We start from the raw sequence: 25,221 nt of genomic DNA, 5'->3' as shown, positions 1-25,221 counted from the left end.
ATTGCCTGCGCGAACGTGTTTCGCATGCTGCAGTCGCAGCATGCGCATCGTTGGATGCCATGACATCGCAGGGGGACGCTGCCATCATCGGCAGGTTGCAGTAACACCGAAAGCGGGAGTGCGCATGCTGAGCGTAGTGATGATGGCCGCGTTGGCTGCCGGGACCCAAGGAGACGCGTGGCGCAATCAAATCGCGTGGCGCGGCGAGCAAGCGCATATGACCGGCACGAAAGACGGCCGCTTCACCTTGACCGGTCCGTTCGGTACGCGCGATATCGGCGCGCAACGCATGCGCGTCGACACGGCGAGCCCGATGTTCGACGGTTTGTTCGCTATGGCGCAAGACGAACTGACGCAAGATTCGGTCACCGCCATCCGCGACGGCGCGTTCGATCACGGGCAGCCGATTCCGTGCACATGTTTTGAGACTGGCGCGAAATGGCCGTACGTGTGGACGCGCGATCTGTCTTATGCGGTCGACCTGGGTGTGTGGAAAATCGATCCGTTGCGCGCTCGCAACGGTTTGAACTTCAAGTTGTCGGACGTACGCGACGCATCGCAGAAGCAAGGTTTGTACGTGATGCAGGACACCGGTTCGGGCGGCAGCTGGCCGATCAGCACCGATCGTGTGGTCTGGTTTCTCGGCGCGCACCATCTGCTCGACGATAAGCATTTTGCCGGCGACGTCTATCGCGCCTTGAACGATACGCTCGCGCAGGATCGTCAATACACATTCGATCCGGACAAGGGCTTGTATCGCGGCGAAACCTCTTTCCTCGACTGGCGTGAACAAACCTATCCCGCGTGGACGGCGGACAACGTGGTGTTTATCGCGCAATCGTTCGCGCTATCCACCAACGTGTTGCATTACCAAGCGCTGCAACTAGCCGCGCATCTTTCCGCATCGCACGGTGATGCGGCTAACGCTAAGCGTTACGAGGAACAGGCCGCCGCGCTCAAGAAAGCGATCAACGCGCATTTCTGGCGCGCGGACCGCGGCATGTACATGAGTTACATCGGCGGCAACGGCGCACCATTCGATACCTACGATTTGCTCGGCACGGCGCTGGCCGTCACGAGCGGCGTCGCGGAAGGCGATCGCGCACGCAAGGCGCTGGAAAACTATCCCACATGGCCCGCAGGCAGTCCGGTGATCTGGCCGGAGCGCGCCGATCAGCCGGTTTATCACAATCGTGCGATCTGGCCGTTCGTAAGCGCGTATGCGCTGCGCGCCGCGCGCGCGATCAACGATCCGGCTCGCATCGCGCACGAGCTCCGCTCGATCATGCGCGGCGCGGCGATGGCCGGGTCTAATATGGAAAACTACGAGCTTGCGACGCAAGCGATCCATGTCGACGAAGGCAAGCTCAGCGGTCCGGTGGTGGATTCGCCGCGTCAGCTGTGGTCGGTGGCGGCTTATCTGGATATGGTCGACGAAGGTGTTTTCGGTCTTACGGAAGATGGACGCATCGAGCCCAAGATTCCAACGTCGCTGGCGCCGATGCTGTTCGGCGAGAGCGACAGCATCAGCCTGCATTTGACCGATCGCACGATCACACTGCGTCGGCCGCGCAGCATGCGTGGCGATCTGCTCGTCGCGGATCGCGTCGCGCAGCATGGCCACGACGTCGTGGTGACGCTGAAGGCCATCGACGCGCCCTCCGCCAAGCTACGCACGGATGCGCCGCTTTACGCCCCCGCTGCGCCCTCCGCGCCGACGATCACGCGCGACGACAAAGGCTGGCGCGTCCGGACCGATGGCAAGGTTGATCTCTACGCGGACGGTCAACGTGTCGGCAACGTCGAGGGCGACACCTATATCTCCCAGGGCGCAAAACCGCCGTGCGTCAGCGCGACGCGCGTGGGCGAGCAGGGCATCGAATCTTTGCATAGCCCGACTGTCTGCGGTGGTGAACCGACGGCGATCGGTGACGGTTGGCCGCGCTCGTGGACCGCGCCGACGGCGGGACGTTATCGCGTGTCGCTGCGATACGAAAACAATCACGGCACGATCGAGACGGGCGTGACGGCAGCCGTCAAAATGCTGGTCATGCGTTGCGGCAACGATGAGCCGCAGCGCACGCCTATAGTGATGCCGCACAGCGTGGGCGAGCAGTCGTCCACGTATGGCGTGATTTCGGTGAAAGCCGGCGCCGAGTGCCGCTTCGATTTGGAGCACGGTTTCAATATGAGCGATCTCAGCCATTTTGCGCACTTTACGGGCGGCAAAGGCGGCATCGACGGACCGCTCAACGACGCGCGCATCGGCGAATTGATCATCACGCCTACGACAGGTACGCCATGAATCGCAAACCGAGCCTGTCGTTTTGGCAAATCTGGAACATGTGCTTCGGCTTTCTGGGGATCCAGTTCGCCTTCGCTTTGCAGAACGCCAATGTCAGTCGCATCTTCCAAACGCTGGGTGCGAGCGTGGCGGATATTCCGGTGCTGTGGATCGCCGCGCCGCTTACGGGTTTGATCGTGCAACCGCTGATTGGCTACGCCTCCGATCGCACATGGGGGCGCCTGGGACGTCGTCGTCCTTACTTCCTCGCGGGCGCCGTGCTTACCACGATGGCGTTGTTGTGGATGCCGAATTCCGCCGCGTTGTGGATTGCGGCGACCTTGTTGTGGGTGATGGATGCGTCGATCAATGTGTCGATGGAACCGTTTCGCGCCTTCGTCGGCGATCAATTGCCGACGACGCAGCGCCCGCTGGGTTACGCGATGCAGAGTTTCTTTATCGGCCTCGGCGCAGTGGTTGCGTCGTTGCTGCCGTATCTGCTTGCGCATTGGGGCGTGAACAATGTCGCGGCGCCGGGCGGCGTGCCAGATACGGTGCGCGATTCATTCTATGTGGGCGGCGCGGTGTTGTTGGGATCGGTGGTGTGGACGGTGATCTCCACCAAGGAATATCCCCCCGAACAACTGCGCGTATTCGCTGAAGAACCGGCAACGACGCCGGCAGAAATCCAATGGCCGCGCGTCATCGGCTACGGGTTGTTATGGCTTGTCGTCGGATTGGTCGGCGTTTGGTTTGTGCATGCGTATCGCCTGGAGAAAGAGCTGTATTTGCTCGCGGGTGGTGTGTCTGCGTTCGGTCTGTGCCTGTTGTTGCGGAGCGTCGTTCGCATCGAGGGCGTGTTTAAGCAGGTCATGACGGACTTGCTCACCATGCCCGATGCAATGCGTCGTTTGGCGTGGGTGCAATTGTTTTCCTGGTTCGCGTTGTTCGCGATGTGGATCTACACCACTGCAGGCGTCGCGCAGGTGCATTTCGGCAGTAGCGACCCCAATTCGGCGGCTTACAACACCGGTGCGAACTGGGTGGGTGTCCTGTTCGCGGCTTACAACGGTTTCGCGGCGCTCGCCGCGCTGGTGATTCCGCTGATGGTGCGTCGCTGGGGTTTGCGCGTCAGTCACTTGATCAATCTGTGGCTTGGCGGCGCGGGGCTAGTGTCGTTTCTGCTGATTCGCGATCCGGATTGGTTGCTGCTGCCGATGGTGGGCGTAGGCTTCGCGTGGGCGTCCATTCTGTCGCTGCCGTACGCCTTGCTATCGGACAACCTGCCGGCGGAGAAGATGGGCGTTTATATGGGCATCTTCAATTTCTTTATCGTGATTCCGCAATTGCTCGCGGCGAGCGTGCTGGGCTTTTTGTTGCGCGTGTTTTTTCACGGGCAGCCGATTTATGCGCTGGTGCTCGGTGGCGCCAGTTTGGTGGTGGCGGGTTTCAGCGTGCTAGGTGTGAACGAGCCGGCGTCGAAAACAGCGGTCGGTTAAGTGCCGGCGCGCGCTGCGTCGGCGCTCGCCGCCGCACGTTGTTGCAAGAGATGCCGTTCGCGCGTGTTGCGCGCCAGCGACGCGGCGCGTTCGAATTCCTCGCGCGCTTCGGCATGGCGTTGCAGGCGGCTGAGCAAATCGCCGCGCACGCTCGGCAGCAGATGGTAGTGGCGCAGTTGCGGTTCGTTCGCAAGGGCATCGACCAAGGCCAATCCCGCTTCAGGGCCGGCCGCCATCGCCACGGCGACGGCGCGATTGAGTTCCACTACGGGCGAAGGCATTACTTGCGCGAGCGCCGCATACAGCGTGGCGATGCGCGTCCAATCGGTGGTCTCGACGCTGCGCGCGCGCGCATGGCACGCGGCAATGGCGGCTTGCAACGCATAAGGGCCGCGCGCGCTGCCGAGTTTTTCGATGCGTTCCAAAGCGGCAAGTCCGCGGCGGATCAGCAACGGGTCCCAGCGGCTGCGATCTTGATCCGGCAATAGAATCGGTTCGCCCGTCGCCGTCGTGCGTGCATGCAGGCGTGATGCTTGAATTTCCATCAACGCCATCAAGCCCAGCACTTCCGATTCCAGTGGCGCGAGACCGGCGAGCACGCGGCCCAGGCGCATCGCTTCGTTGCACAGTTCGGGACGAATCCAATCGTCGCCCGACGTCGCCGCGTAGCCTTCGTTGAAAATGAGATAGATCACTTCCAACACGGAGGCAAGACGTTCGTCGCGCTCTTCGCCACGCGGTACTTCGAACGGGATCTGTTTATCCGACAACGTGCGTTTGGCGCGCACGATGCGTTGCGAAATGGTGGGTTCGGGCACGAGAAACGCGCGCGCAATTTCGTCGGTGGTCAAGCCGCCGAGCAGACGCAGCGTAAGCGCCGCGCGCGCTTCGGCGGAAAGTACGGGGTGGCATGCGGTGAAGATCAGCCGCAGCAGGTCGTCGCCAATATCGTCGTCAAGCATGGTTTCGATGTCCGACCGTGCATTCGCAGGTTCGAATTCCGATTCGTGGGCGAGGGCTTCATGCTTGCGTTCGATGAGTTTCTTGCGGCGAAGCTGATCGATGGCGCGATGCTTGGCGGCGGTCATCAGCCACGCGCCGGGATTGTCCGGCACGCCGCTTTCCGGCCAGCGCTCCAGCGCGGTGACCAGCGCATCCTGCGCCAGTTCTTCCGCCAGGCCCACGTCGCGCACCATGCGCGCGAGACCGGCGATAAGCCGCGCCGATTCGATACGCCATACCGCTTCGATCGTGCGATGGATGTCGGTGGCCGTCATGACCACCGATCACAGCACTTGCGTCGCATCGGTGCAAGCATGTCGAAAGGCATTAGCTGGCCACATGACGTGGATCGTCAAAGCCTTCGGCGGCCTTGCGCGTTTCCGGTGGAAAATCCGACATCTCGAAAACTTGCCGGATTTCGATCGTATCGCCCACCGCAAGCGGACAACGCGACGCCCATGCGATGGCTTCCTCGCGCGAGCTCACGTCGATCATCCAATAGCCGCCGACCACTTCTTTGGCTTCCGAGAACGGCCCATCGACCACTTTCACCTTGCCATCGACCGAACTGACGCGCACGCCGGCCGACGGCGGATGCAATCCATCCAGCGCAAGCAGCACACCGGCTTCTTGCAGCGCTTTGTTGAATCGCATCATTTTTTCCACGGCGTCGGCGCTTGGCAGCGCGTCGGGCGCGGCGTCGCAATGACCGGCGGGCAACATCAGCATCATGAAGCGCATCATCGTTCTCCTTATTGCTCGCCCGGAATGATCACCATCCAGTGAATGCCGAAGCGATCGGCGACCATGCCGAAATAAGGCGAAAAGAACGTCTGGCCCAACGGCATGATCGCTTGGCCGCCATCGGCGAGCGCGTTGAACGCGCGGTCGGCTTCGTCTTTGGTTTTAACGGTGAGCGACAGCGAAAAACCTTGAAACTTCGTATCGCTGTTGACGCAATCGTCGGAGGCCATCAGTACCGTGTCGCCGATGCTGAAGTTGCTGTACATAATGTGTTCGCCGTTGGCGTTCGCGGCGGGACCGTCGCTCGGCGGCGCTTCCTTGTAGCGCATCTTCGCGTTGACCTTGGCGCCGAGGTGTTTCTCGTAAAAGCCGAGGGCTTCGTCGCAACGGCCGTTGAAGAACAGATAGGGCTGGACGTACATGGTTGCTTCCTCCGTGGCTTGTTTGAGTCGTTACTGAAGAGGCGACGAAGCAGCGCGGGTGAAATCGACAATAGCTCGTCGCCCCGGCGCACGCCGGAGTTCAGCGACTTTATAAAGGCACTAGGCCCCGGCTTTCGCCGGGGCTACGACATAGTCAGCGGGAGCCGAACTGGCTGGAGCGCCTTGGCACCAATTTCACAGGCAACAGGCGTGTTTCCACTGGCTCGCGGCGGATGAGCTGCAGCAGATTGTCGACCAAGGTCTCGCCGGCCAGCTTGGTGTCCTGCAACACGGTGGTCAGCGGTGGATTGAGGAAGCGGGCCATCGGGATATCGTCGAACCCGGCCACAGCCACTTGCTCGGGCACCTTGATCTGGCGGTCGGCGAGGGCGCGCATGGCGCCGATGGCGATCAGGTCGCTGGCGGCGAACACGGCGTCGAATGTCACATGGCGTTCGAGCAGCGTTTCCATCGCGGTGTAGCCGGCTTGTTCGGTGCTTTCGATGGCGTCGACCTGCAAGTCGGGATCGGCATTGATGCCGGCCTCCTGCAACGCGGCCACGTAGCCGCGATAGCGCGCGAAGAACTCAGGGTAGTGACTGGACGCGTCGCCGAGGTAAGCCACACGCCGGCAGCCTTGCTCCAGCAGATGCGTGGTGACCGCGTGACCACCTTGCAGATTGTCGCAACCGACGGATACATCCGGCTGATCGGGCAATACCGCACCCCAGCGCACCGAGCGCGTGCCTTGCGCTACCAGCTTCTGCAGCTTGTCGCAGTAGGCCAAATAGTCGCCGTAGCCCAGCAGGATGATGCCATCGGCCTTCTTGCTGTCGGCGTAATCGGCATGCCAATCGTCGGACAGTTGCTGAAACGAAATCAGCAAGTCGTAACCGCGCAATGCACAGGCGTGCGTGATGGAGCCCAACATCGACAGAAAGAACGGATTGATATGCGAGTCGTCGGCCGTCGGGTCTTCAAACAACAACAACGCCAACGTGCCCGAATGCTGTGAACGCAGATTCGACGCGTTCTTGTCGACTTTGTAATTGAGCTGGTCCGCTGCGGCTTTAATGCGCTGGCGCGTTTCCTCGCTCACCAAGGGACTGCCGCGCAACGCCCGCGACACCGTGGACTGCGAGACCCCGGTGAGGTGGGCGATGTCGAAGGACGTCGGTTTCCCTTTGATATGCACTGCTGGCTCTTTACTCGGACGGTTGACGGGCGGCAGCCGTCCCGTAACACCATCCTAACGGTTGGATCGTCATCTGTCCCGTCCAAAAATGGCACGGCCAGATAACGGGCAATAAAAAGCCCCGAGAACTTAGGGGGAGTCCTCGGGGCCGGGGAATCGGCGACCCAGGGGAGAGGGCCAATTCCGGGTGGCGACCCAGGGAGGTGGGCGCCGGGGGATGCCGTTGCGTGCATCCGAAGAGTTAGAGCAGCGGTTGGGCTGAAAAGTTCAGGCCGCGAAGGAAAAATCTGGAAATGGTCAGCGGGGATTCATTTCGCAAAAACGCGCTGTTTCGCAGCGACGATGCCGCTGAATCCGCTCGGCTTTATGGGGCAAGAACAGATAGGGTCAGTGCGCCTCGTCCCAGTTCTTGCCCACGCCGACATCCACCACCAACGGAACGCGCAACTCGGCGGCGCCGGACATGCGTTCGCGGATCGCTTCGCGTACTTCATCGACCGCATCGGCGCGTACTTCAAACACCAATTCGTCGTGCACCTGCATCAGCATGTGCGCTTTGTCGTCGTGATCTTTCTGCCAGGCGGCCAAGGTGATCATGGCGCGCTTGATGATGTCGGCCGCCGTGCCTTGCATCGGCGCATTGACGGCCGCGCGTTCCGCGCCCGCGCGCAAGGCTTGATTGCGCGACGTCAGGTTTTCCAGATACAGGCGGCGGCCAAACAACGTTTCCACGTAGCCGTCGCGATGCGCGCGCTCGCGCGTGGCTTCCATAAAGGCATGCACGCCGGGATAGCGCGAGAAATAGCGCGCCATGTAATCGCTGGCTTCGCCGCGATCGACGCCGAGTTGCCGCGCAAGACCGAATGCGCTCATGCCGTACATCAAGCCGAAGTTGATCGCCTTGGCGGCGCGGCGCTGATTGCTGGTGACGGCTTCAGGTTCGAGACCGAAGACTTCCGCGGCAGTCGCGCGATGGATATCGCCGCCTTCATGGAACGCGCGCAGCAAACCTTCATCGCCCGACAGGTGCGCCATGATGCGCAACTCAATCTGCGAATAGTCGGCCGCCAACACCAGCCAATCCTTCGGCGCGATAAACGCCTGGCGGATGCGTCGACCTTCTTCGGTGCGCACCGGAATGTTCTGCAAGTTCGGATCGTTGGAGGAGATGCGTCCCGTCGCCACCGCGCCCTGGTGATAGCTGGTATGCACGCGGCCGGTGCGCGGATTGACGATCTCGGCGAGCTTTTCGGTGTAGGTGGAACGCAGTTTCGCCAGGCCGCGGTATTCGAGAATCAGCCGCGGCAACGCGTGATCGTCGGCGATGGCTTCGAGCGCTTCCTCGTTGGTGGACGGCTGCCCGGTCGGCGTTTTCAGCTTGGCCGGCAGGCCGAGTTCGTCGAACAGAATCGCCTGCAATTGCTTGGGCGAATCGAGATTGAAGTCGCGACCGGCGGATTTATACGCCTCCTGCTGCAACTCGTGCATGCGCTTGCCGAGTTGCTGGCTTTGCATGCGCAATTCGTTGACATCGATAAGTACGCCGCGTTGTTCCATGCTGGCGAGCACGGGCACGAGCGGAATCTCGATGTCTTCGTAAACCTTGCGCAGCTTTGGCTCGCCTTCCAGCAGCGGCCACAACGCATGGTGCAGACGCAAGGTGACATCGGCGTCTTCGGCGGCGTAGCGGCACGCGGTATCCAAATCCACTTGCGAAAACGAAATCTGTTTCGCGCCTTTGCCGGCGACTTCCTCGTATTTAATAGTGTCGTAACCGAGGTATTTCTTCGCCAGCGAATCCATGTCGTGCCGCGTGGCCGTCGCGTTCCAGACGTAGGATTCCAACATCGTGTCGTGCTTGAGGCCCTGCACGACGATGCCGTAGTGCGACAGGATGTTCATGTCGTATTTGGCGTGCTGGCCGACTTTCGGGCGCTTGGGATCTTCGAATAAGGGTTTGAGCGCGGCGAGCACTTTGTCGCGTGGAAGTTGCGCCGGCGCGCCAGGGTAATCGTGTCCGAGCGGGATATAGCAAGCGTATCCGGGCTGCACCGAAAGACTGACGCCCACGATATCCGCCTGCATCGAATCGAGGCTGGTGGTTTCCGTATCGAACGCGATCAGCGGCGCATCGTGCAGACGCGACAACCATTGATCGAACTGCTCCTGCGTGGTGACCAGTTCGTAATGACCGGGCGCATTGAGTTCGACCGAAGGCGCCGAGGTGTCGATGCGCGTGGGTTCGACAATCGGTTTTTCCGTAGCGGGCGAAAGCGGTTGCTCGGCGACGTCCGTCGCCGCGTTTTCCAGTTCCTTCAACGCCGCTTTGAATTCGTAGCGGGCGAACAAGTCGCGCAACGCGGTCGTATCGCGATCGTGCAGCATCAGCTGTTGCACGGTGAGATCCAGCGGTACGTCGGTCTTGATCGTCACCAGTTCGCGCGATAGCGGCAGCGACGGCAGCGCTTCGCGCAGGTATTCGCCGATTTTGCCGCCGATTTTGTCCGCATGGGCGATCACGCCATCGAGCGTCCCGTATTCGGCCAACCATTTAGCGGCAGTTTTCGGGCCGCATTTGGTGACGCCGGGCACGTTGTCGACGGTGTCGCCGGTGAGGCTCAGAAAATCGATGATCTGCGAGGGCTTGACGCCGAATTTGTCCACCACGGCGGCGCTGTCCATGGTGGTGTTGGTCATGGTGTTGATCAGCTTAATGCCGGGGCGCACGAGTTGCGCGAGATCTTTGTCGCCGGTGGAAATCAGCACGTCGATGCCATGCGCGTGCGCTTGCGTGGCCAGCGTGCCGATCACATCGTCGGCTTCCACGCCGCTTACGCGCAGGATCGGAAAACCGAGCGCGCCGACGATCGCCAGCATCGGTTCGATCTGCGCGCGCAGTTCGTCCGGCATCGGCGGGCGGTTGGCTTTGTACTTGTCGTAAAGCACGTTGCGGAAGGTCGGTCCCGACGCGTCGGACACGAACGCCACGTAATCGGGCTTGTCCTTCAAGGTCGAGCGCAACATGTTGACCACGCCAAACAATGCGCCGGTGGGTTCGCCCTTGGCATTGCTTAAGGGAGGCAGCGCGTGGAAGGCGCGGTAGAGATACGACGAGCCGTCGATGAGCGTAAGTTTTGGCATCTTCGGGATTCTAGTCGAAGGCGGATGACGAGGAGAAAACAGGGAGCCCATGCGTCAAGCGCCCTGCGTTCCCGTTCACTGCCCGGCGCAGCGCCCGCTGCTATGCTTTAAGGCCCTGACGAGGTCTATCGCCATGAAATACGCAGCCGGTTTGCTCACCCTTTCGCTTTTGGCCGCTACGTCGGCGTTTGCGCAGTCCTCGTCATCGCAACCGCAGTTTGCGCCGGCCCCGCCGCCGCCGGGCATGAACGATCCGGGCGTTAATCCCGCCAAGGAACCGGCCGCCGCGGCGAGCACCAACAAGCCCGTATCGAGTCCCGCCGAACTGGAACCGAGCCATCTGCCGGGCAAGCCCATTCCGGTGCCGAAGGTGGCTGGCGTGCCGGCGTCTGAGCACGACGCCAATGGTCAGCCGCCGCCGGATGTGAGCGTGCGGCAGCAAGGCGAGAACACGATCCAGGAATTCCGCCAGAACGGCCGCGTGTACATGGTGGTCGTCACGCCCAAACACGGTCCGCAGCAGGTGTACAACGTGGACGAGAACGGCAACTTCTTCGACCCGGTGAGCCGCACGCGCGTGAAGCCGGTGCAATACAACATCCTGAAGTGGGGCGGCAGCAAGCCTGCTTCGTCGTCTTCGTCGGAAGACAGCGGCCAGTAAACTTAGCGAATGAATCTGCGCGAAAGCTGGCTGCTGTTCGCTTTGGGCTCGGCGTTCTTCGCCGCGCTGACGGCGTTGTTCGGCAAGCTTGGCGTGGCGGGCATCAATTCCAATCTCGCCACGTTTATTCGCACGGTCGTTATTCTCGTCGTTACCGCGGGCATTCTCAGTTTGCGTTCGGAATGGGCGAAGCCCACGGGCTTGCCTTGGCATAGCTGGGTGTTTCTGGTGCTTTCGGGCATCGCGACCGGGCTTTCGTGGCTGTGCTATTACCGCGCGTTGCAGCTTGGGCCGATCAGCAAAGTCGCGCCGATCGACAAACTCAGCGTCGCCATCGCGATCGTGCTGGGTTTGTTGCTGCTCGGCGAAAAGCCGAGTTGGCCGGTATTGATCGGCGGCGTGCTGATCGTGGCGGGATCGTTGGTGATCGCGTTGTTCTGAGGCGCGCAATCAGCGCACGGAATCGAGCTCGCGGTAGCGCCGGAAAATCCCTTCCTCGTTGAACGCAATGCGTCGTGGCGACGCCAAGTACGCGGCGATGTTTGGGCGTTTGGCGATGCGTTCGGCTAAGGCGCGCAGCAGCGGCATATGTTTTTGCATCTTGCGCATGGCATTGGGAAACGCGTAGTCGAGACCGCTGACCAGTTGAAACAGCGAGAGATCGACATAAGAGTGGCGCGACAACGCCGTTCGACCGTTGCCGCGTTCGATCACGTCCTCAAAGTACTCAAGGAATTTCGGCAAACGCTCGTCGCGAAAAATCTGTGCGCGTTTGAGCGCGGCGGCGCGCTGCTTCTGGTAATACAAGCTGGCGGCGATGGGGTGGTGCGTGTCGTGAATTTCCACCACGAAATCGGCAATCGTCAATTGCAATTGTTGCGCGTAGATTTCCGCAGCCTGTCCGCCGGGCACCAGACCAAGATGCGGACCGAGATAAGCGAGTATCGTCGCCGTCTGCGCAATCAACAGGCGTCCAGCTTTGAGAAAGGGCGGCGCGAAGGGCAGCGCGCTTTCGTGTTTGCCACGCAGAAACGGCATCAACGCGCTATCGCCGCGTTCGCGTGCGACATCGACGTATTCGGCGCCTGCGTCTTCCAGCGCCAAGCGCACGTATTCGCCGCGCCCCTGGATGCCTGACCAGTAATACAGTTCGTAGCGCATGATGCATGCTCCTCGCCGCGATCACGGCAGCTTAGAGAGCCCGCCTTCAATACGACGTGAGCGCGCCTTTGGCCGCCAATTCGCGCAAACGGTTCCATACCAGCGCCGCCAACGGCGACAGCGAACGCTGGCGGCGGTGAATCAGGGTGACGGCGCGTTGTTCTGTGGGTGTGAGTCGTCGTACCGCAAGTGTTGCAGGTGGCGAAGAAAGCGCCGGCGTAATCGTGACGCCAAGTCCGGCTTCCACCATGCGGAACGCGGTATGGGTGTGGCTCGTCTGTTGCACGACGCGCGCTTCCACGCCGTGCTTTTGCAAGATCTGATCGATCAGTCGGCGGCTGCCGGAAGAGTAGTCGAGCAAAATGAGCGGCTGGCCCTGCAGCTTTTTCCACGAAACGGTTTTCTGCCGCGCGAGCGGATGATCGGAACGGCAGGCCAGGCAGAACGGATCGCGCATGATGACTTCGCTATCGAAATCGCCGGCTTCCGGTGGATCGATGGCGATGCCGAAATCCACTTCGCCGCCGCGCACGCTATCGAGCACCAAGGTTTGCGTTTGATCGTGCAATTGGATGGCGAGTTCGGGATATTCGCGCGCGCAATCGGCGATGCACGCGGGCATCAGGCTGGCCGACAACGTAGGTACCGATGCAATGCGGATTTTGCCGCGCCGCCGCTCGCCTTCGGAATGCACGTGTTCCAGTACGCCTTCGAGTTCGTCGAGCACGCGTTCGATCGCGCTTTCCAGATAGCGGCCGGCTTCGGTGGGAATCACTTCGCGCGTGCTGCGATCGAACAGGCGCACGCCGAGTTCGGCCTCCAAGTCGGCGATGTGCCGGCTTACGGCCGGCTGGCTGAGGTGCACATGCTCGGCGGCGCGGCGGAAATGACGCTGTTGCGCCACGCCGAGAAACACCCGTAGCTGCCGCAAACTGATATTCATTCCCATAATGGATCAATAGATACAATAAAGTGATTTGATTTATCAATATGGGGCGATTGAAATAGCGGTATTCCGGTCCTTTTCGCGGTCTCGCCGCCATGTCGCTACGACGTTTTCTTCCCGACAATTTCACGCTTTGCCTAATCGGCACCGTGACTCTCGCCAGCGTTTTGCCGTGTCGCGGCGCCACAGCGACGGTGTTCGAGTGGCTGACCAATCTTGCGATCGCGCTGCTGTTCTTTCTGCATGGCGCAAAGTTGTCGCGGGAAGCGGTGGTTGCGGGCATTACCAACTGGCGTTTGCATGTGGCGGTCATGGCCAGCACGTTCGCGCTGTTTCCGTTGCTGGGCTTGCTGTTAAAGCCGCTGTTGATGCCGCTGGTGACGCCGGCGCTGTATGTAGGCATCTTGTTTTTGTGCACGCTGCCGTCGACGGTGCAGTCGTCGATCGCATTCACCTCAATCGCGCGCGGCAACGTATCGGCGGCGGTGTGTTCCGCATCGGCGTCCAGCTTGATCGGTATCGTTGTCACGCCGCTGCTGACGGGACTGGTCGTGCAAACGCAAGGGCAGGGCGCGATGTCGTGGCACGCGGTGGGCGATATCGTGTTGCAATTGTTCGTGCCGTTTGTGGCGGGGCAAATCGCACAGCGTTGGATCGGCGGTTGGGTGCAGCGCCATCGTCCAATGATCGGTTTTGTCGACCAGGGTTCCATTTTGCTGGTGGTGTACACGGCGTTCAGCGCCGCGGTGCTGCAGGGTTTGTGGAAGCAATTGCCGCTATCCGTCTTGGGTGGATTGCTTGTCGTTAACGCCGTCTTGCTGGCGCTGGCGCTGCTTGCGACGCGTTACGGTTCGCGCGTGTTGGGCTTCAGTCGCGAAGACGAGATCACCGTCGTGTTCTGCGGCTCGAAAAAAAGCTTGGCCAGCGGTGTGCCGATGGCGAACGTGCTGTTCCCAGCGCATGCGTTGGGCATGATCGTGTTGCCGATCATGCTGTTTCATCAGATGCAGTTGATGGTGTGCGCGGTGTTGGCGCGGCGGTATGCGCAACGTGCGGAGTCGGTTGCGCACAAGGCATCTCAACCGAAGATGCTGGTGGTAGATCAGTGAGTCCCTTGCTCCCACCCCTACGTGCAGTAGGGGTGGGCTTTAGTGGTGACTCTTGCGGTGAGTTTGCTCTTAGGCAAGCTCGTGCGACCCCACCCTAATCCTCCCCTGCGAGCAGGGGAGGGGATGGGTCATGGCGGGGATTGTTAGTGACGGAAGTGACGCATGCCGGTGAACACCATCGCCATGTCGTGCTCGTCCGCTGCGGCGATCACTTCCGCATCGCGCATCGAGCCGCCGGGCTGAATTACGGCGCGAATGCCTGCGGCGGCCGCCGCGTCGATGCCATCGCGGAATGGGAAAAACGCGTCGGACGCCATCACCGAACCGCGCACTTCCAGTTTCTCGTCGGCGGCTTTGATACCGGCGATGCGCGCGCTGTACACGCGGCTCATCTGGCCGGCGCCGATACCAATGGTTTGGCGGCCTCGCGCATAGACGATGGCGTTGCTCTTCACGTACTTCGCCACTTTCCAGGCGAAGATCAGATCGTCGATTTCCGCTTGCGTGGGCGCGCGGCGAGTGACGATCTTGAGGTCGTCGGCGGTAACCATGCCGCGATCGGCGGTCTGGATGAGTAGGCCTGAGCCGACGCGGCGGCAGTCGTTGCCCGGATTGGCCTGGCTCAAGTCGCCGCTGGCCGGCGGCGGGATCACCAGCACACGCACATTCGCCTTCTTGGCGAAAGCCTTCAGCGCGTCGGCCGCGTAACCCGGGGCGAGCACGACTTCCACGAATTGACGTTCGACGATAGCGCGTGCGGTATCGCCATCGACTTCGCGATTGAACGCGATGATGCCGCCAAACGCCGAAGTAGGATCGGTCTGGTAAGCGAGATCGTAAGCGCGGCCGATGCCATCCAAACTCACGGCCACACCGCACGGATTGGCATGCTTAACGATCACGCACGCCGGCTTGGTGAAGCTGCGCACGCATTCCCACGCGGCATCGGAGTCGGCGATGTTGTTGAACGACAGCTCTTTGCCTTGCAGCTGTTTGAACGTGGCGAGCGTGCCCGGCGCGGGATACAGATCGCGATAGAACGCGGCTTGCTGATGCGGATTTTCGCCGTAGCGCAAATCCATCACCTTCACGAAACGCCCGTTGGCCTGGCTGGAGAACGCGTCGTGGCCCGCAATGGCGTCTTGCGCATCGTTGAGTTGCAAGCCCGACAAGTAATCGCTGATCGCAGCGTCGTAATTGGAGACGCGATTGAACGCAGTGACGGAAAGTTTGAACCGCGTCGCGCGGCTCAAGCCGCCATGTTGCTCGATTTCAGCGAGCGCTTCGTCGTATTGGTCGGGCGAGGTGAGTACGCCGACGTCGTTCCAGTTCTTCGCGGCGGAGCGCAGCATCGCCGGGCCGCCGATGTCGATGTTTTCGATGGCTTCTTCGAGCGTGCAATCCGGTTTGGCGACGGTGGCTTCGAACGGGTACAGGTTCAGCACCAGCAGATCGATGGGCGCGATGCCTAGTTCGTTCATCACCGTATCGTCGGTGCCGCGACGGCCCAGCAGTCCGCCATGCACCTTGGGATGCAGGGTCTTGACGCGACCGTCCATGATTTCCGGGAAGCCGGTGACGTCGCTGACGTCCTTCACCGGAATGCCTGCGTCGCGCAGCGCCTTGGCGCTACCGCCGGTGGACAGCAATTCCACGTGGGCCGCCGCCAGGCGCTGGCCCAGCTCGATCAGTCCGGTCTTGTCCGAGACGCTGATCAGGGCGCGGCGGATGGGCGTGACGGCAGGTGCGGGCATGGCGGCTTCCGGGTGCGTGAAAGCCTCGCATTATAGCGCGACGAACGCCGCCCGCGCCCGCTGTTTGGACGGCTAAATGAGGCGAATATCGGTGGGATTCAGTGGTGTTTCAGAGCAGGCCGTGCGCGGCCAGCTTTTTGCGCAGCGTTGCGCGATTGATGCCCAGCGCCGTCGCGGCGCGGCTTTGATTGCCGTCATGAAACGCCAACACTTCACGCAACAGCGGGCCTTCGACTTCGCGAAGAACCATCGCATACAAACCTTCATCGCACGTCGTATCGCCGATGTCGGCGAGGTAGCGACGCACGGTACGCGTAACGCATTCACTCAGTGCACTTTGCGACGAGGATTCACGAACAGCCTCGTGGGTAGGCAGTCTGACGGCGTTCAAGGACATTTCCCCTCACGTACTGTGACGGCTGCATGGGCCGTCACCATGTTTTGGCAGTTACCGCTGTCGCGGCGGATCGAAAAGTTTGCGCAAAGCGAGGCTTCGAGTCGGAGCTTTTCTTTAGCGCGAGGGACCGAGTGTACTCGCGACCGAAGACAAAATTAAGAGCCCACGGACATGAAAACGCATAAGCCTATGCCGAACAGACACTAAGCGGCAGTTATTCAAATCCCAGGTCAAACGCGACGGCTTGATGACCCGGATCCTCTACCTCAAAAACCAAAGCTGTGCTAGCGCCGGGCTGAAGCCCGCGACGTAAAGCTTCGGTGTCGTCCAGGTATTCGTACGCATTGAGTCGACGCATGGCGATCACTTTGCCGTTGCCGTCCGATAAACGCAGCGTGACCACCGGCCACGGTTGCGTAAAGGTGGCGTCGTTGCGCACGGTGGCGCTGATTAGCAATGCACCGGGAACGGTCGGATGCGTTTGTACGTCGCGCGCCAGCAAACGCAGCTTGGCGACGTCGCGTACCGGCGGCAATTGGCATTGCAGCGCATTGCAAACCTGTTGAAGCAACGAACCGGTCGTCGGATCGGTCACCAACGTATCGCGCAAGGCCCATGCAAGCTGCGTGGTGAGGCCCATCAACAACACCAAACACGCAACAACCCACGGCCATCGACGTGGTTTATCAGCGCGAACGTCGCGTGCGAAACGCGGCGTGACGATAAGGTCGGCAAACACGTCTTCGGCGGGCGGAGCTTCGGTTTCGGCTTGCTCGGACGCGGATTTCGGCCGATATACGACCAATTCCACGCGCGGCGGCTCGATGCCCGGCTCGTGCGAAGGCAGCTCGAAAAAGGGTTCGGGCGGCAGTTGATCCGACAGCGTGGCGATGGAATCGAAGCCTGCGCCGCAATGTCCGCACATGACAAAGCCGTGCGCCTGCGCGAGCGTGCGCGCATCGACTGCAAACACGGACAAGCATTCAGGACATTGCGTATACATGCTTGAGTATGGCTCTGTGCGTTTGCTTCCTCTCCCTTTCGGGGAGAGGATTGAGGTGAGGGGCCAAGGCTTGCGGAAATTTTTATCGAAGCGTACTTCGAATAACCCATTTCGCAAGTTTGCCCCTCACTCAGCCCTCTTCCTCGCTCCTCAAGACGCGGCCATCCATGGCCGCTCTCCGCGTCCCGGAGGGGAGAGAGAGTCAAGCATGACGACGATGCCCGCTGATCCGCACCCAATCTTCGCGCGTGTCCACGCGTAGCGCATCGAACCATTCGGCATAACGCGCGAGCAGCTCCTCATGCTGGCCCTGCAGAATCCCGGAGATTGCAAACGGCGCACCCGGTTTGGCGAGGGCAGCGAAGGTGGGCGCCAATTCGCCGAGCGGGCCGGCGAGAATGTTCGCGACGAAGATGTCTGCCGGTTCGCCTGCGAAATCCTCGGGCAGAAACAATGCCAAACGGTCGGCAACTTGGTTGCGTTCGGCGTTGTCCGCGGAGGCTGTCAGCGCTTGCGGATCGTTGTCCACGCCGACAGCGGAGATCGCGCCCAGCTTGAGCGCGGCGATGGCGAGAATGCCCGAGCCGCAACCGTAGTCGATCACGCGTTTGCCGGCGATTTCCAGGCCGTCGAGCCATTCCAGGCACAACGCGGTGGTGGGATGCGTGCCGCTGCCGAAGGCCAGGCCCGGATCAAGTTGCACGATCACGCTGTCATCCTCGGGCGGCGCGATATTCCAGGGATAAATCCATAGCCGACGCCCAAACGGCATCGGTTTGAATTGATCCATCCACGCGCGTTCCCAATCTTCGTCGGCGACGTCGCGGAAACTCAGTTGATCGGGTTCCAACCACGGCAGCAATTCGCCCAGCGCTTCGCTCAAGCCACGGCGATCGGAATCGGCTTCGAACAGCGCGTTCAACGTGATGGTGGGCCACAACGGCAATTCGCCGACGCCAGGCTCGAAAATCGCCTGTTCGTCGGGCGTTTCCGCATCGGCGTCGCGCATCGTGATCGAGAGCGCGCCCAGATCGTCCAGCGCCTCTTCCACGCGTGGCTGCTGTTCGGCACGCACGATCAATGAGAGTTCGAGCCAGGGCATCGGTGTTCCGTGAGGCGGCGATAGAGCGATTGTCTCTCGTCTTTTTGCGACGAGGTAGGGCGAGAGTTGGAACTTGCGACGGAATTCAGCTTCCCCCGTTTCGTCTCGGGCGATATGGCTGTTCTAGCGTCGTCGTCATTCCGGCGCAGGCCGGAATCCAGTACAAACATGCGGTGCGCAGCACTCAAATTGTGTGCTTTGCACGGCGCATTAGAACTGGATTCCGGCCTACGCCGGAATGACGAGCTCAATCAATGCCCGCTATGCGGATGTTCCTTGTGTTCCGCCATGCGCTTTTCCAGATAGTGGATGTTCTGTCCGCCTTGCTGGAATCCCACATCGTTCATGATGCGCTGCTGCAGCGGAAGATTGCACTTCACGCCTTCGATCACCGTCTCGGCCAACGCAAGACGCATGCGCGCGATGGCGGTTTCGCGATCCGGTCCGTGCACGATCAGCTTGCCGATCATCGAATCGTAGTTCGGCGGAATTTTGTATCCGTCGTACAGATGCGTGTCCACGCGCACGCCGGGGCCGCCCGGCGCTTCGAAGCGCTTTACGGTGCCTGGCGAAGGCATAAATGTTTCCGGATCTTCCGCGTTGATGCGGCATTCGATCGCGTGGCCTTGGATCTTGATGTGCTCTTGCTTGATCGACAGCTTTTCGCCCGCGGCGATCAGCAATTGTTCGCGCACCAGATCCACACCGGTGATGAGTTCCGTCACCGGATGCTCCACCTGAATACGTGTGTTCATTTCGATAAAGTAGAACTTGCCGTTCTCGAACAGGAATTCGAACGTGCCGGCGCCGCGATAACCAATGCGCAAGCACGCATCCACGCACACTTTGCCGATTTGCGCGCGCAATTCCGGCGTGATGCCCGGCGCGGGCGCTTCTTCGACAACTTTCTGATGGCGACGCTGCATGGAGCAATCGCGTTCGCCAAGATGAATCGCATTGCCTTGGCCGTCGGCGAGCACCTGGATTTCCACGTGACGCGGATTCTCCAGAAACTTCTCCATGTACACCTGATCGTTGCCGAACGCCGCTTTGGCTTCCTGCTTGGTCATGGTGATGGCGTTGCCCAAATGCGCTTCGGTGCGCACCACGCGCATGCCGCGACCGCCGCCGCCGCCGGCGGCTTTGATGATCACGGGATAACCGATCTCGCGCGCGATGCGCATGTTTTCTTCGACGTTGTCGCCAAGCGGCCCGCCGGAACCGGGCACGCACGGCACGCCGGCGGATTTCATCGCGCGAATGGCTTCGACTTTGTCGCCCATCATGCGAATCACATCGGCGGTCGGGCCGATAAAGATGAAACCCGATTGCTCCACTTGTTCGGCGAAATCTGCGCGCTCGGCGAGAAAGCCGTAGCCTGGATGAATCGCGTTGGCGTCGGTGATTTCCGCCGCCGCGATGATGCGCGGAATATTGAGATAACTGTCGACCGATGGCGCGGGGCCGATGCAGATAGCTTCATCCGCCAGTCCCACGTGCTTGAGATTGCGATCCGCGGTCGAGTGCACCGCCACGGTACGAATACCCAGGCTGTGGCACGCACGCAGGATGCGCAACGCGATTTCGCCGCGATTGGCGATAACGACCTTTTCGAGCTTTTGCATAGTTAAGAGCCTGCCCTATAACTCTGAGTGGCCCGCGTTGAACTTGTGCGCCCGTCAGGTGGTAGTGTGCGATGCAGTGCCTGACTGGCCGTCAGGTCAAATCGCGCGCTGCCGCATGGCGGGCGCACAAGTTCAACCCGAAGGGCTGGGTCTGTTTGCCCGCATGGCGGCGTCATCACTCGTTCATGTATCGACATACACTTCTCTCGTTCTTCCTTGCCCTGCGCGCAAACAGATCCCAGCGCGGGCCACTCAGAGTTATAGGGCAGGCTCACGGCCGTCAGGCGATCACGAACATTGGCTGGTCGAATTCCACCGGCTGGCCGTTCTCGAGCAGGATGGCTTGCACGGTGCCGGCGACGTCGGCCTCGATCTGATTGAACATCTTCATCGCTTCGATGATGCCTAGCGTCTCGCCGGCCTTCACTTGCTGACCTACCTTCACGAACGCGGCGGCGCCCGGGCTGGCCGAGGCGTAAAACGTGCCGACCATCGGCGCCTTCACCACGTGGCCAGCCGGCAGGTTGCTGGCGGGTTCGGCCGGCGCGGCGGCGGGAGCCGCCACCGGTGCGACGACCGGCGCGGCATGCACCACGGCGGGCGGGGCGGCGACGGTGATGTTGCCTTTGGGAACGCGCGACAGGCGAACGACTTCCTCGCCTTCTTTGATTTCCAGTTCGGCGAGGTTGGATTCCTCGAGCAGGTCGATCAGTTTTTTGATCTTGCGCAGATCCATAGGGCTTGCCTTCTCAGGGTCTGAAGGCCGCAGCTTGGCGGCCGGAAAGTGAAAGAAATCCGTATTGGCCGACTAAGCGGCCGGTTTCGGTTCAAGTTTGGTCATGGCGGCATCCAAGGCCAGTCGGTAACTGGCGCTGCCAAAACCGCAAATCACGCCGACCGCGAGGTCGGACAGATAAGAGTGGCGACGGAACGGTTCCCGCGCATGCACATTGCTCATATGCAGCTCGATAAACGGGATGTCGACCGCCGCCAAGGCATCGCGCAAGGCGACGCTGGTATGCGTGAAGGCGCCGGGATTGATCAGGATGTAGTCCACCTGCTCGTCCCGCGCCTGATGAATGCGTCCGATCAGCTCGTGCTCGGCGTTGGACTGATACCAAGCCAGCTCATGCCCCGCAGCTTGCGCGCGCTGGGCGAGCAGGTTGTTGATATCGGCCAGCGTTTCCCGACCGTAGATGTCCGGTTCGCGTACGCCCAGCAGGTTGAGGTTGGGTCCGTGCAGGACCAGCAGCTTCGCCATAGATGGCTCCAGGCCGCCCCCGGGCGCCTCGGAATCCGCGCAGTGTGATGGTATCCCTGGGTGTTGTCCAGTTCGGCGCAGTTCGGCGATGTTTGGCGGAGAACGGCGGCGTTAAACGTGCGTAAACGTATGGCGCCCTAAACCGCGTCAGGGCGCGGTTGCCGGGGAAAGCCAGCGGCTCAGCCTGTTCGCATCGAGTGGGCCGCGCTGGATGGCCAGAATCCTGCCGTTTTCGTCCAACAACACGCTGAAAGGCAGCACTTCGTCCCGGTCGCCAAATTGAAGGGATGTGCTCTGTGAGGCGAGATCGCCCATCAGGATCGGGTAGCTCACCGGATGCCTGGCCAGGAAGGCTTGTACGTTTGTAGGCTCATCCATGGCGATACCTAGCACGATCGAGCCCTGATCGGCGAAGTTACGCTGCGCAGCATTCAGGGCCGGCATCTCGCTCAGGCAGGGTACGCACCAGCTTGCCCAAAAATTGAGCAGCACGCGTTTGCCGTGGAAGTCGGATAGGCGATGCGGTTTGCCAGAAGAATCCGTCAGGGTCGGATCTGGGCGAAGATCGCCGACGTTCGCGACATGAATGCCCGCCGGAACATGCGGCGATCGATTTTCGTATTGCAGCCAGCCCCCGACGATCGCCGCCAGCAAGGCCAAACCGAGAATAAGCTGATTGGTGCGGCTCAGCACGTCACGGAGCCCCGGATCACTTGGCCGCCTCGGTCAGCGCATGCTCGACCAGTGAGGATGTGAGCACGGTCGGCAGCTGATGCCCTGCGCCGCCATTCTTGGGAAACACGACGTAGAGAGGCACGCCGGGCGAGTGGTATTCCTGCAGAAAAGCGGAGATCGACGGGTCCTCGTTGGTCCAGTCGCCTTTCATATAAACGGCGCCTGTGCGCTTGAGCAGCGCCTTGAAGTCGTCGCCATCGAGCACGGTGTGTTCGTTGGCTTTGCAGGTGACGCACCAGTCGGCCGTCATATCGACGAAGACCGGCGTGCCGGCTTTGCGCAGTTTGGCCAGTTTTTCAGGCGAATAAGCCACCACGCCATCCGTCGCCGCGGATGCCTGCGCGGCAGCCGGCAGCGTCGCGAGGTAATACAGCGGGGCCAACGTAAACAAGGCGAGCAAGCCGACCAGTATGCGACTGAGCGCGCCACGTGCGCGGCTGCGTTCGAACCACCACAGCGTCATCGCCAGCAGCACCGCCGCGACCATCAGCAAGCCCACGGCATCGGCGCCGCGTTGATGCGCCAATACCCACGCCAGCCACGCGGCGGTGAGATACATCGGGAACGCCAGCACTTCCTTCAGCGTTTCCATCCAGCGACCGGGGCGCGGCAACCAGCGCGAAAGCGCCGGTACGAATCCGACGGCGAGAAATGGCAACGCCAAGCCGATACCCAACGCCAAGAACACGCACATCGCGATGAACATCGGCGCGACCAACGCATACGCCAATGCGGTGCCCATAAAAGGCGCCGTGCAGGGGCTGGCGACAACCACCGCCAATACACCCGTAAAGAAATCGCCGGCAGGACCGGAACGATTGGCCAGCGAGCTGCCGGTATTGCCGAGCGATGCGCCGAACTGAACGACACCCGACATCGATAGCGCGACAGCCAACATCACCAGCGCAAGTATCGCGACCACTAACGGACTCTGCAGATGCGCGCCCCATGCCGTTTTCAACGCGATGATCACCGCGCCAAGCACGACAAAACTCACCAGCACGCCTGCGGTATACATCAGCGCGTGCATGCGACGACGCGCCGGGCTGTCGCCGCTCTCAATCAAACCGATCGCCTTGATCGAAAGTACAGGCAGTACACACGGCATCAAGTTCAACACCAGGCCGCCGCCAAGCGCGAGCAGTAGCGCGTAGAAGAAACTCACGTGCAGCGAATCGTTTTGCTTCGCATCAGCCGGCGGCATTTCCGGTGCGGGATTCGGCGCCGTTTCGATCGTGGCGTTGCTACCTCCGGTCAATGCGATATGCGCTTGACGCGACATCAGTGGATAGCACAAGCCACCGTCTTGGCACCCTTGAAAACTGGCGATCAAGTCGAGCGATGCCGTGCCGTTGGTATCGCCGTTGATCGTGACCGGCAGCGTGACTTCGCCGAAGTACACCGTGGTGCTGCCGAAGTGCGCATCGCTATGCGTCGTGCCTCCTGGCCACGCGGGCGACAGCGACAATGTCGGTGCACCTTTCAGCGTGAGCTGCGTCTGATCGCGATACAGGTAGTAACCCTTGGGCATCGTCCAGCGCAGCAGCAGATGACGCGCATCCTGCGCGATAGCGTCGAAGTGGAACGCCTGTTCCGCAGGCAGCGGCGCGTTGTTGTCGCCTAGTGCGCGCGGCGGCGCGCTGAGCAAATCGTTGAGCGCGTTTTTCGACGCTCCGCCAGCTGCAGGTATCTGCAGATTCAATTGCTCGGTATGCGGCGGATAGCAAATCTTCGGATCGGTCTCGTGGCAGCCCTGATAGCGCACGCTTAATGCGAGCGTGGTGGCGCCAGGCGCAACGGTGTAAGGAATCGTCGCATCGATGCTGTGGTGATACGTCTCTACCGGACCCAGGTACGGATCGTCGTGCTTCTCGCCATCGGGCAATTGCGCTTGGCCGAGCGTGACACCGTCGCCGCCTTTGAACGCCATGCGTCCGCGATACAGGTAGTAATCCTGCGCGATGGTCCAGTGCAGCTTCACCACGCCGGGTGTGCTGGCGTCGGCGCTGAGTTTGTACGCCTCGGTGACCGGAAGCAGGTTTTCCGTGTCTTGCGCGAACGCGGATGCGCCAAACATCAACGTAAGCAGGGTGACGAGGTAAGCGGCGGCGCGGCCGTAACGAAGCGAACGCATTCCAACTCCAATCAAGATCGCGCCAAGCGCGAAAGGGGATTATGAACCAGCTGGCGGCAAATGCCGGACCTCATGCTTCTTCGACCGCGCAGGTTGCAGCGGGTGCCCGGGAGCGTGGCTTCAGCATGCCGGTGGTCAACGCCACGCCGAGCAGGATCACCGCGCAGCCGCCACCCATCGCCAGCGTCACGGTTTCGCCCAGCAACATCGCGCCCCAGACCACGCCGAACACTGGGATCAGATACAGCACCGCCATCGAACGCGTGGAACCGATGCGCGCCAGCAATCCGTAGAACAACACATAGGCAAGCGAGGTGCAGACCGCGGCCAGACCGAACATCGCGACCCAGGCTTGCACGGACGGCGACTTCGCCGGCCAATACCAGACGGTAAAAGGCAGCAACATCAAGGCGGCGGCGACCTGGCTGCCGATCGCCACCGTCAGCGGCGAAACACTCTGCACGCGGCGATGGCTGTAATGCGCGCCGAACGTGTAGCAAATATTTGCGCCGACGCACGCCGCCATCGCCCAACCCACCGACGCGCCGCCATGTCCGAAACCCATGGTGCCGCCAATCAGCCATACCACGCCGATCATGCCGATCACCAAACCGCTGGTGCGCGTCGCGTCCAGCTTCTCGCTCAGCCACAACCAACCGGACGCCGCGACCAGCAACGGCGCAATCGCATCGAAGATCGCCGAGAGACCGGACGGCAAACTTTGCGCGGCATACGAAAACAGCACGAACGGCAACGCCGAGTTCGCCAGTCCGATCAAGCTGATCGACTTCCAGTTCGCGCGCAATTCCGCGAGACGCTCCCGCGACATCAGCAATGGAATCGAACAGATCGTTGCGCCGATCGCACGCATGCCCGCCAGCGGCATGCTGCCGAACTGCGCGGCGCCCATGCGCATAAACAGGAACGACGCACCCCAGATGGCTCCCAGCAACAACAACGCGGCGACGTCGGACTTTTTCATGGCGATAGACTCAAAGTGGCGTGCATACAACCTAAGTCGGCGGCGTACCGAAACCTGTCAGCAA

Annotated in this window: 22 protein-coding genes; 5 read left to right on the top strand and 17 right to left on the bottom strand. The window is 61.2% G+C overall.

Annotated features, from left to right (window positions below; genetic code table 11):
• Positions 1-124: 124 nt before the first annotated feature.
• Positions 125-2,305 (top strand): trehalase family glycosidase, encoded by a 2,181-nt coding sequence (locus tag L0U79_RS00475; RefSeq protein ID WP_233839916.1) that lies wholly within the window; start codon positions 125-127, stop codon positions 2,303-2,305.
• On the top strand, positions 2,302-3,783 hold the full coding sequence (locus tag L0U79_RS00470; protein WP_233839915.1) for an MFS transporter: 1,482 nt from the start codon (positions 2,302-2,304) through the stop codon (positions 3,781-3,783). The genes L0U79_RS00475 and L0U79_RS00470 overlap by 4 nt, the downstream gene beginning before the upstream one ends.
• Here the strand turns inward: L0U79_RS00470 and L0U79_RS00465 are convergent.
• The 5 genes from L0U79_RS00465 to polA form a co-directional block, all read right to left on the bottom strand.
• Positions 3,780-5,060, bottom strand: a complete 1,281-nt coding sequence (locus tag L0U79_RS00465) for an RNA polymerase sigma factor (protein ID WP_233839914.1) — start codon at positions 5,058-5,060, stop codon at positions 3,780-3,782. The two genes, L0U79_RS00470 and L0U79_RS00465, sit on opposite strands and share 4 nt — an antisense overlap.
• Before the next feature lie 52 nt (positions 5,061-5,112).
• On the bottom strand, positions 5,113-5,529 hold the full coding sequence (locus L0U79_RS00460) for a YciI family protein (RefSeq protein WP_233839913.1): 417 nt from the start codon (positions 5,527-5,529) through the stop codon (positions 5,113-5,115).
• An 8-nt stretch (positions 5,530-5,537) separates the two neighbouring features.
• Positions 5,538-5,951 carry a VOC family protein gene (locus L0U79_RS00455; RefSeq protein ID WP_233839912.1) on the bottom strand — a complete coding sequence of 138 codons (414 nt, stop codon included), beginning with the start codon at positions 5,949-5,951 and terminating at the stop codon, positions 5,538-5,540.
• A gap of 154 nt (positions 5,952-6,105) precedes the next feature.
• Positions 6,106-7,140 (bottom strand): LacI family DNA-binding transcriptional regulator, encoded by a 1,035-nt coding sequence (locus L0U79_RS00450; RefSeq protein ID WP_233840107.1) that lies wholly within the window; start codon positions 7,138-7,140, stop codon positions 6,106-6,108.
• A gap of 393 nt (positions 7,141-7,533) precedes the next feature.
• Positions 7,534-10,287, bottom strand: coding sequence for a DNA polymerase I (gene polA, locus L0U79_RS00445; protein ID WP_233839911.1), 2,754 nt, complete (start codon positions 10,285-10,287; stop codon positions 7,534-7,536).
• 133 nt (positions 10,288-10,420) lie between these two features.
• On the opposite strand from polA, the gene L0U79_RS00440 reads away from it, so the two are divergent.
• Both L0U79_RS00440 and L0U79_RS00435 read left to right on the top strand, forming a co-directional pair.
• Positions 10,421-10,948 carry a DUF2782 domain-containing protein gene (locus tag L0U79_RS00440; protein WP_233839910.1) on the top strand — a complete coding sequence of 176 codons (528 nt, stop codon included), beginning with the start codon at positions 10,421-10,423 and terminating at the stop codon, positions 10,946-10,948.
• 9 nt (positions 10,949-10,957) lie between these two features.
• A complete protein-coding gene (locus L0U79_RS00435) occupies positions 10,958-11,389 on the top strand; it encodes an EamA family transporter (protein ID WP_233839909.1) in 432 nt (143 codons plus the stop codon).
• 9 nt (positions 11,390-11,398) lie between these two features.
• On the opposite strand, the gene L0U79_RS00430 is transcribed toward L0U79_RS00435, so the two are convergent.
• Complete coding sequence (locus tag L0U79_RS00430) at positions 11,399-12,109, bottom strand: glutathione S-transferase (protein WP_233839908.1); 711 nt, start codon at positions 12,107-12,109, stop codon at positions 11,399-11,401.
• 46 nt (positions 12,110-12,155) lie between these two features.
• A complete protein-coding gene (locus L0U79_RS00425) occupies positions 12,156-13,052 on the bottom strand; it encodes a LysR family transcriptional regulator (RefSeq protein ID WP_233839907.1) in 897 nt (298 codons plus the stop codon).
• A gap of 98 nt (positions 13,053-13,150) precedes the next feature.
• Here L0U79_RS00425 and L0U79_RS00420 point away from each other — a divergent pair, with 98 nt between their 5' ends.
• On the top strand, positions 13,151-14,164 hold the full coding sequence (locus tag L0U79_RS00420) for a bile acid:sodium symporter family protein (protein ID WP_233839906.1): 1,014 nt from the start codon (positions 13,151-13,153) through the stop codon (positions 14,162-14,164).
• Between the two features lie 143 nt (positions 14,165-14,307).
• Here the strand turns inward: L0U79_RS00420 and purH are convergent, their stop codons facing one another.
• The 10 genes from purH to L0U79_RS00370 all read right to left on the bottom strand — a co-directional run bounded on the left by purH (position 14,308) and on the right by L0U79_RS00370 (position 25,157).
• A complete protein-coding gene (purH, locus tag L0U79_RS00415; RefSeq protein WP_233839905.1) occupies positions 14,308-15,918 on the bottom strand; it encodes a bifunctional phosphoribosylaminoimidazolecarboxamide formyltransferase/IMP cyclohydrolase in 1,611 nt (536 codons plus the stop codon).
• Between the two features lie 109 nt (positions 15,919-16,027).
• A complete protein-coding gene (locus L0U79_RS00410) occupies positions 16,028-16,315 on the bottom strand; it encodes a helix-turn-helix domain-containing protein (RefSeq protein ID WP_233839904.1) in 288 nt (95 codons plus the stop codon).
• Positions 16,316-16,529: 214 nt separating this feature from the next.
• Positions 16,530-17,318: a zinc-ribbon and DUF3426 domain-containing protein gene (locus L0U79_RS00405; protein ID WP_255682323.1), complete on the bottom strand. Its 789-nt coding sequence runs from the start codon at positions 17,316-17,318 to the stop codon at positions 16,530-16,532.
• A 202-nt stretch (positions 17,319-17,520) separates the two neighbouring features.
• On the bottom strand, positions 17,521-18,420 hold the full coding sequence (gene prmA / locus L0U79_RS00400) for a 50S ribosomal protein L11 methyltransferase (RefSeq protein ID WP_233839902.1): 900 nt from the start codon (positions 18,418-18,420) through the stop codon (positions 17,521-17,523).
• Between the two features lie 251 nt (positions 18,421-18,671).
• Positions 18,672-20,045, bottom strand: a complete 1,374-nt coding sequence (gene accC / locus L0U79_RS00395; RefSeq protein ID WP_233839901.1) for an acetyl-CoA carboxylase biotin carboxylase subunit — start codon at positions 20,043-20,045, stop codon at positions 18,672-18,674.
• Positions 20,046-20,325: 280 nt separating this feature from the next.
• Positions 20,326-20,781 carry an acetyl-CoA carboxylase biotin carboxyl carrier protein gene (accB, locus tag L0U79_RS00390; RefSeq protein WP_233839900.1) on the bottom strand — a complete coding sequence of 152 codons (456 nt, stop codon included), beginning with the start codon at positions 20,779-20,781 and terminating at the stop codon, positions 20,326-20,328.
• A gap of 72 nt (positions 20,782-20,853) precedes the next feature.
• Positions 20,854-21,306 carry a type II 3-dehydroquinate dehydratase gene (gene aroQ / locus L0U79_RS00385; protein WP_233839899.1) on the bottom strand — a complete coding sequence of 151 codons (453 nt, stop codon included), beginning with the start codon at positions 21,304-21,306 and terminating at the stop codon, positions 20,854-20,856.
• 147 nt (positions 21,307-21,453) lie between these two features.
• Complete coding sequence (locus L0U79_RS00380; protein WP_233839898.1) at positions 21,454-21,999, bottom strand: TlpA disulfide reductase family protein; 546 nt, start codon at positions 21,997-21,999, stop codon at positions 21,454-21,456.
• A 16-nt stretch (positions 22,000-22,015) separates the two neighbouring features.
• The gene (locus L0U79_RS00375) at positions 22,016-24,175 is read right to left on the bottom strand and encodes a protein-disulfide reductase DsbD (protein ID WP_233839897.1); all 2,160 of its coding nucleotides are present in this window, start codon (positions 24,173-24,175) and stop codon (positions 22,016-22,018) included.
• A gap of 70 nt (positions 24,176-24,245) precedes the next feature.
• Complete coding sequence (locus tag L0U79_RS00370; RefSeq protein ID WP_233839896.1) at positions 24,246-25,157, bottom strand: DMT family transporter; 912 nt, start codon at positions 25,155-25,157, stop codon at positions 24,246-24,248.
• Between the last annotated feature and the right edge of the window lie 64 nt (positions 25,158-25,221).

The sequence above is a fragment of the Dyella sp. 2HG41-7 genome, from assembly GCF_021390675.1.
In the GTDB taxonomy this organism is placed as follows: domain Bacteria; phylum Pseudomonadota; class Gammaproteobacteria; order Xanthomonadales; family Rhodanobacteraceae; genus Dyella_B.
Note: the sequence above shows the minus strand (reverse complement) of the source record. Positions and strands in the feature narration are given on the sequence as shown.

What these genes read in the sequence shown, in the direction of transcription:
- L0U79_RS00475 (WP_233839916.1), top strand. Translation starts at nt 125, where the DNA reads ATGCTGAGCGTAGTGATGATGGCCGCGTTGGCTGCCGGGACCCAAGGA.
- L0U79_RS00470 (WP_233839915.1), top strand. Translation starts at nt 2,302, where the DNA reads ATGAATCGCAAACCGAGCCTGTCGTTTTGGCAAATCTGGAACATGTGC.
- L0U79_RS00465 (WP_233839914.1), bottom strand. Translation starts at nt 5,060, where the DNA reads ATGACGGCCACCGACATCCATCGCACGATCGAAGCGGTATGGCGTATC.
- L0U79_RS00460 (WP_233839913.1), bottom strand. Translation starts at nt 5,529, where the DNA reads ATGATGCGCTTCATGATGCTGATGTTGCCCGCCGGTCATTGCGACGCC.
- L0U79_RS00455 (WP_233839912.1), bottom strand. Translation starts at nt 5,951, where the DNA reads ATGTACGTCCAGCCCTATCTGTTCTTCAACGGCCGTTGCGACGAAGCC.
- polA (WP_233839911.1), bottom strand. Translation starts at nt 10,287, where the DNA reads ATGCCAAAACTTACGCTCATCGACGGCTCGTCGTATCTCTACCGCGCC.
- L0U79_RS00440 (WP_233839910.1), top strand. Translation starts at nt 10,421, where the DNA reads ATGAAATACGCAGCCGGTTTGCTCACCCTTTCGCTTTTGGCCGCTACG.
- L0U79_RS00435 (WP_233839909.1), top strand. Translation starts at nt 10,958, where the DNA reads ATGAATCTGCGCGAAAGCTGGCTGCTGTTCGCTTTGGGCTCGGCGTTC.
- L0U79_RS00430 (WP_233839908.1), bottom strand. Translation starts at nt 12,109, where the DNA reads ATGCGCTACGAACTGTATTACTGGTCAGGCATCCAGGGGCGCGGCGAA.
- L0U79_RS00425 (WP_233839907.1), bottom strand. Translation starts at nt 13,052, where the DNA reads ATGAATATCAGTTTGCGGCAGCTACGGGTGTTTCTCGGCGTGGCGCAA.
- L0U79_RS00420 (WP_233839906.1), top strand. Translation starts at nt 13,151, where the DNA reads ATGTCGCTACGACGTTTTCTTCCCGACAATTTCACGCTTTGCCTAATC.
- purH (WP_233839905.1), bottom strand. Translation starts at nt 15,918, where the DNA reads ATGCCCGCACCTGCCGTCACGCCCATCCGCCGCGCCCTGATCAGCGTC.
- L0U79_RS00410 (WP_233839904.1), bottom strand. Translation starts at nt 16,315, where the DNA reads ATGTCCTTGAACGCCGTCAGACTGCCTACCCACGAGGCTGTTCGTGAA.
- L0U79_RS00405 (WP_255682323.1), bottom strand. Translation starts at nt 17,318, where the DNA reads ATGTATACGCAATGTCCTGAATGCTTGTCCGTGTTTGCAGTCGATGCG.
- prmA (WP_233839902.1), bottom strand. Translation starts at nt 18,420, where the DNA reads ATGCCCTGGCTCGAACTCTCATTGATCGTGCGTGCCGAACAGCAGCCA.
- accC (WP_233839901.1), bottom strand. Translation starts at nt 20,045, where the DNA reads ATGCAAAAGCTCGAAAAGGTCGTTATCGCCAATCGCGGCGAAATCGCG.
- accB (WP_233839900.1), bottom strand. Translation starts at nt 20,781, where the DNA reads ATGGATCTGCGCAAGATCAAAAAACTGATCGACCTGCTCGAGGAATCC.
- aroQ (WP_233839899.1), bottom strand. Translation starts at nt 21,306, where the DNA reads ATGGCGAAGCTGCTGGTCCTGCACGGACCCAACCTCAACCTGCTGGGC.
- L0U79_RS00375 (WP_233839897.1), bottom strand. Translation starts at nt 24,175, where the DNA reads ATGCGTTCGCTTCGTTACGGCCGCGCCGCCGCTTACCTCGTCACCCTG.
- L0U79_RS00370 (WP_233839896.1), bottom strand. Translation starts at nt 25,157, where the DNA reads ATGAAAAAGTCCGACGTCGCCGCGTTGTTGTTGCTGGGAGCCATCTGG.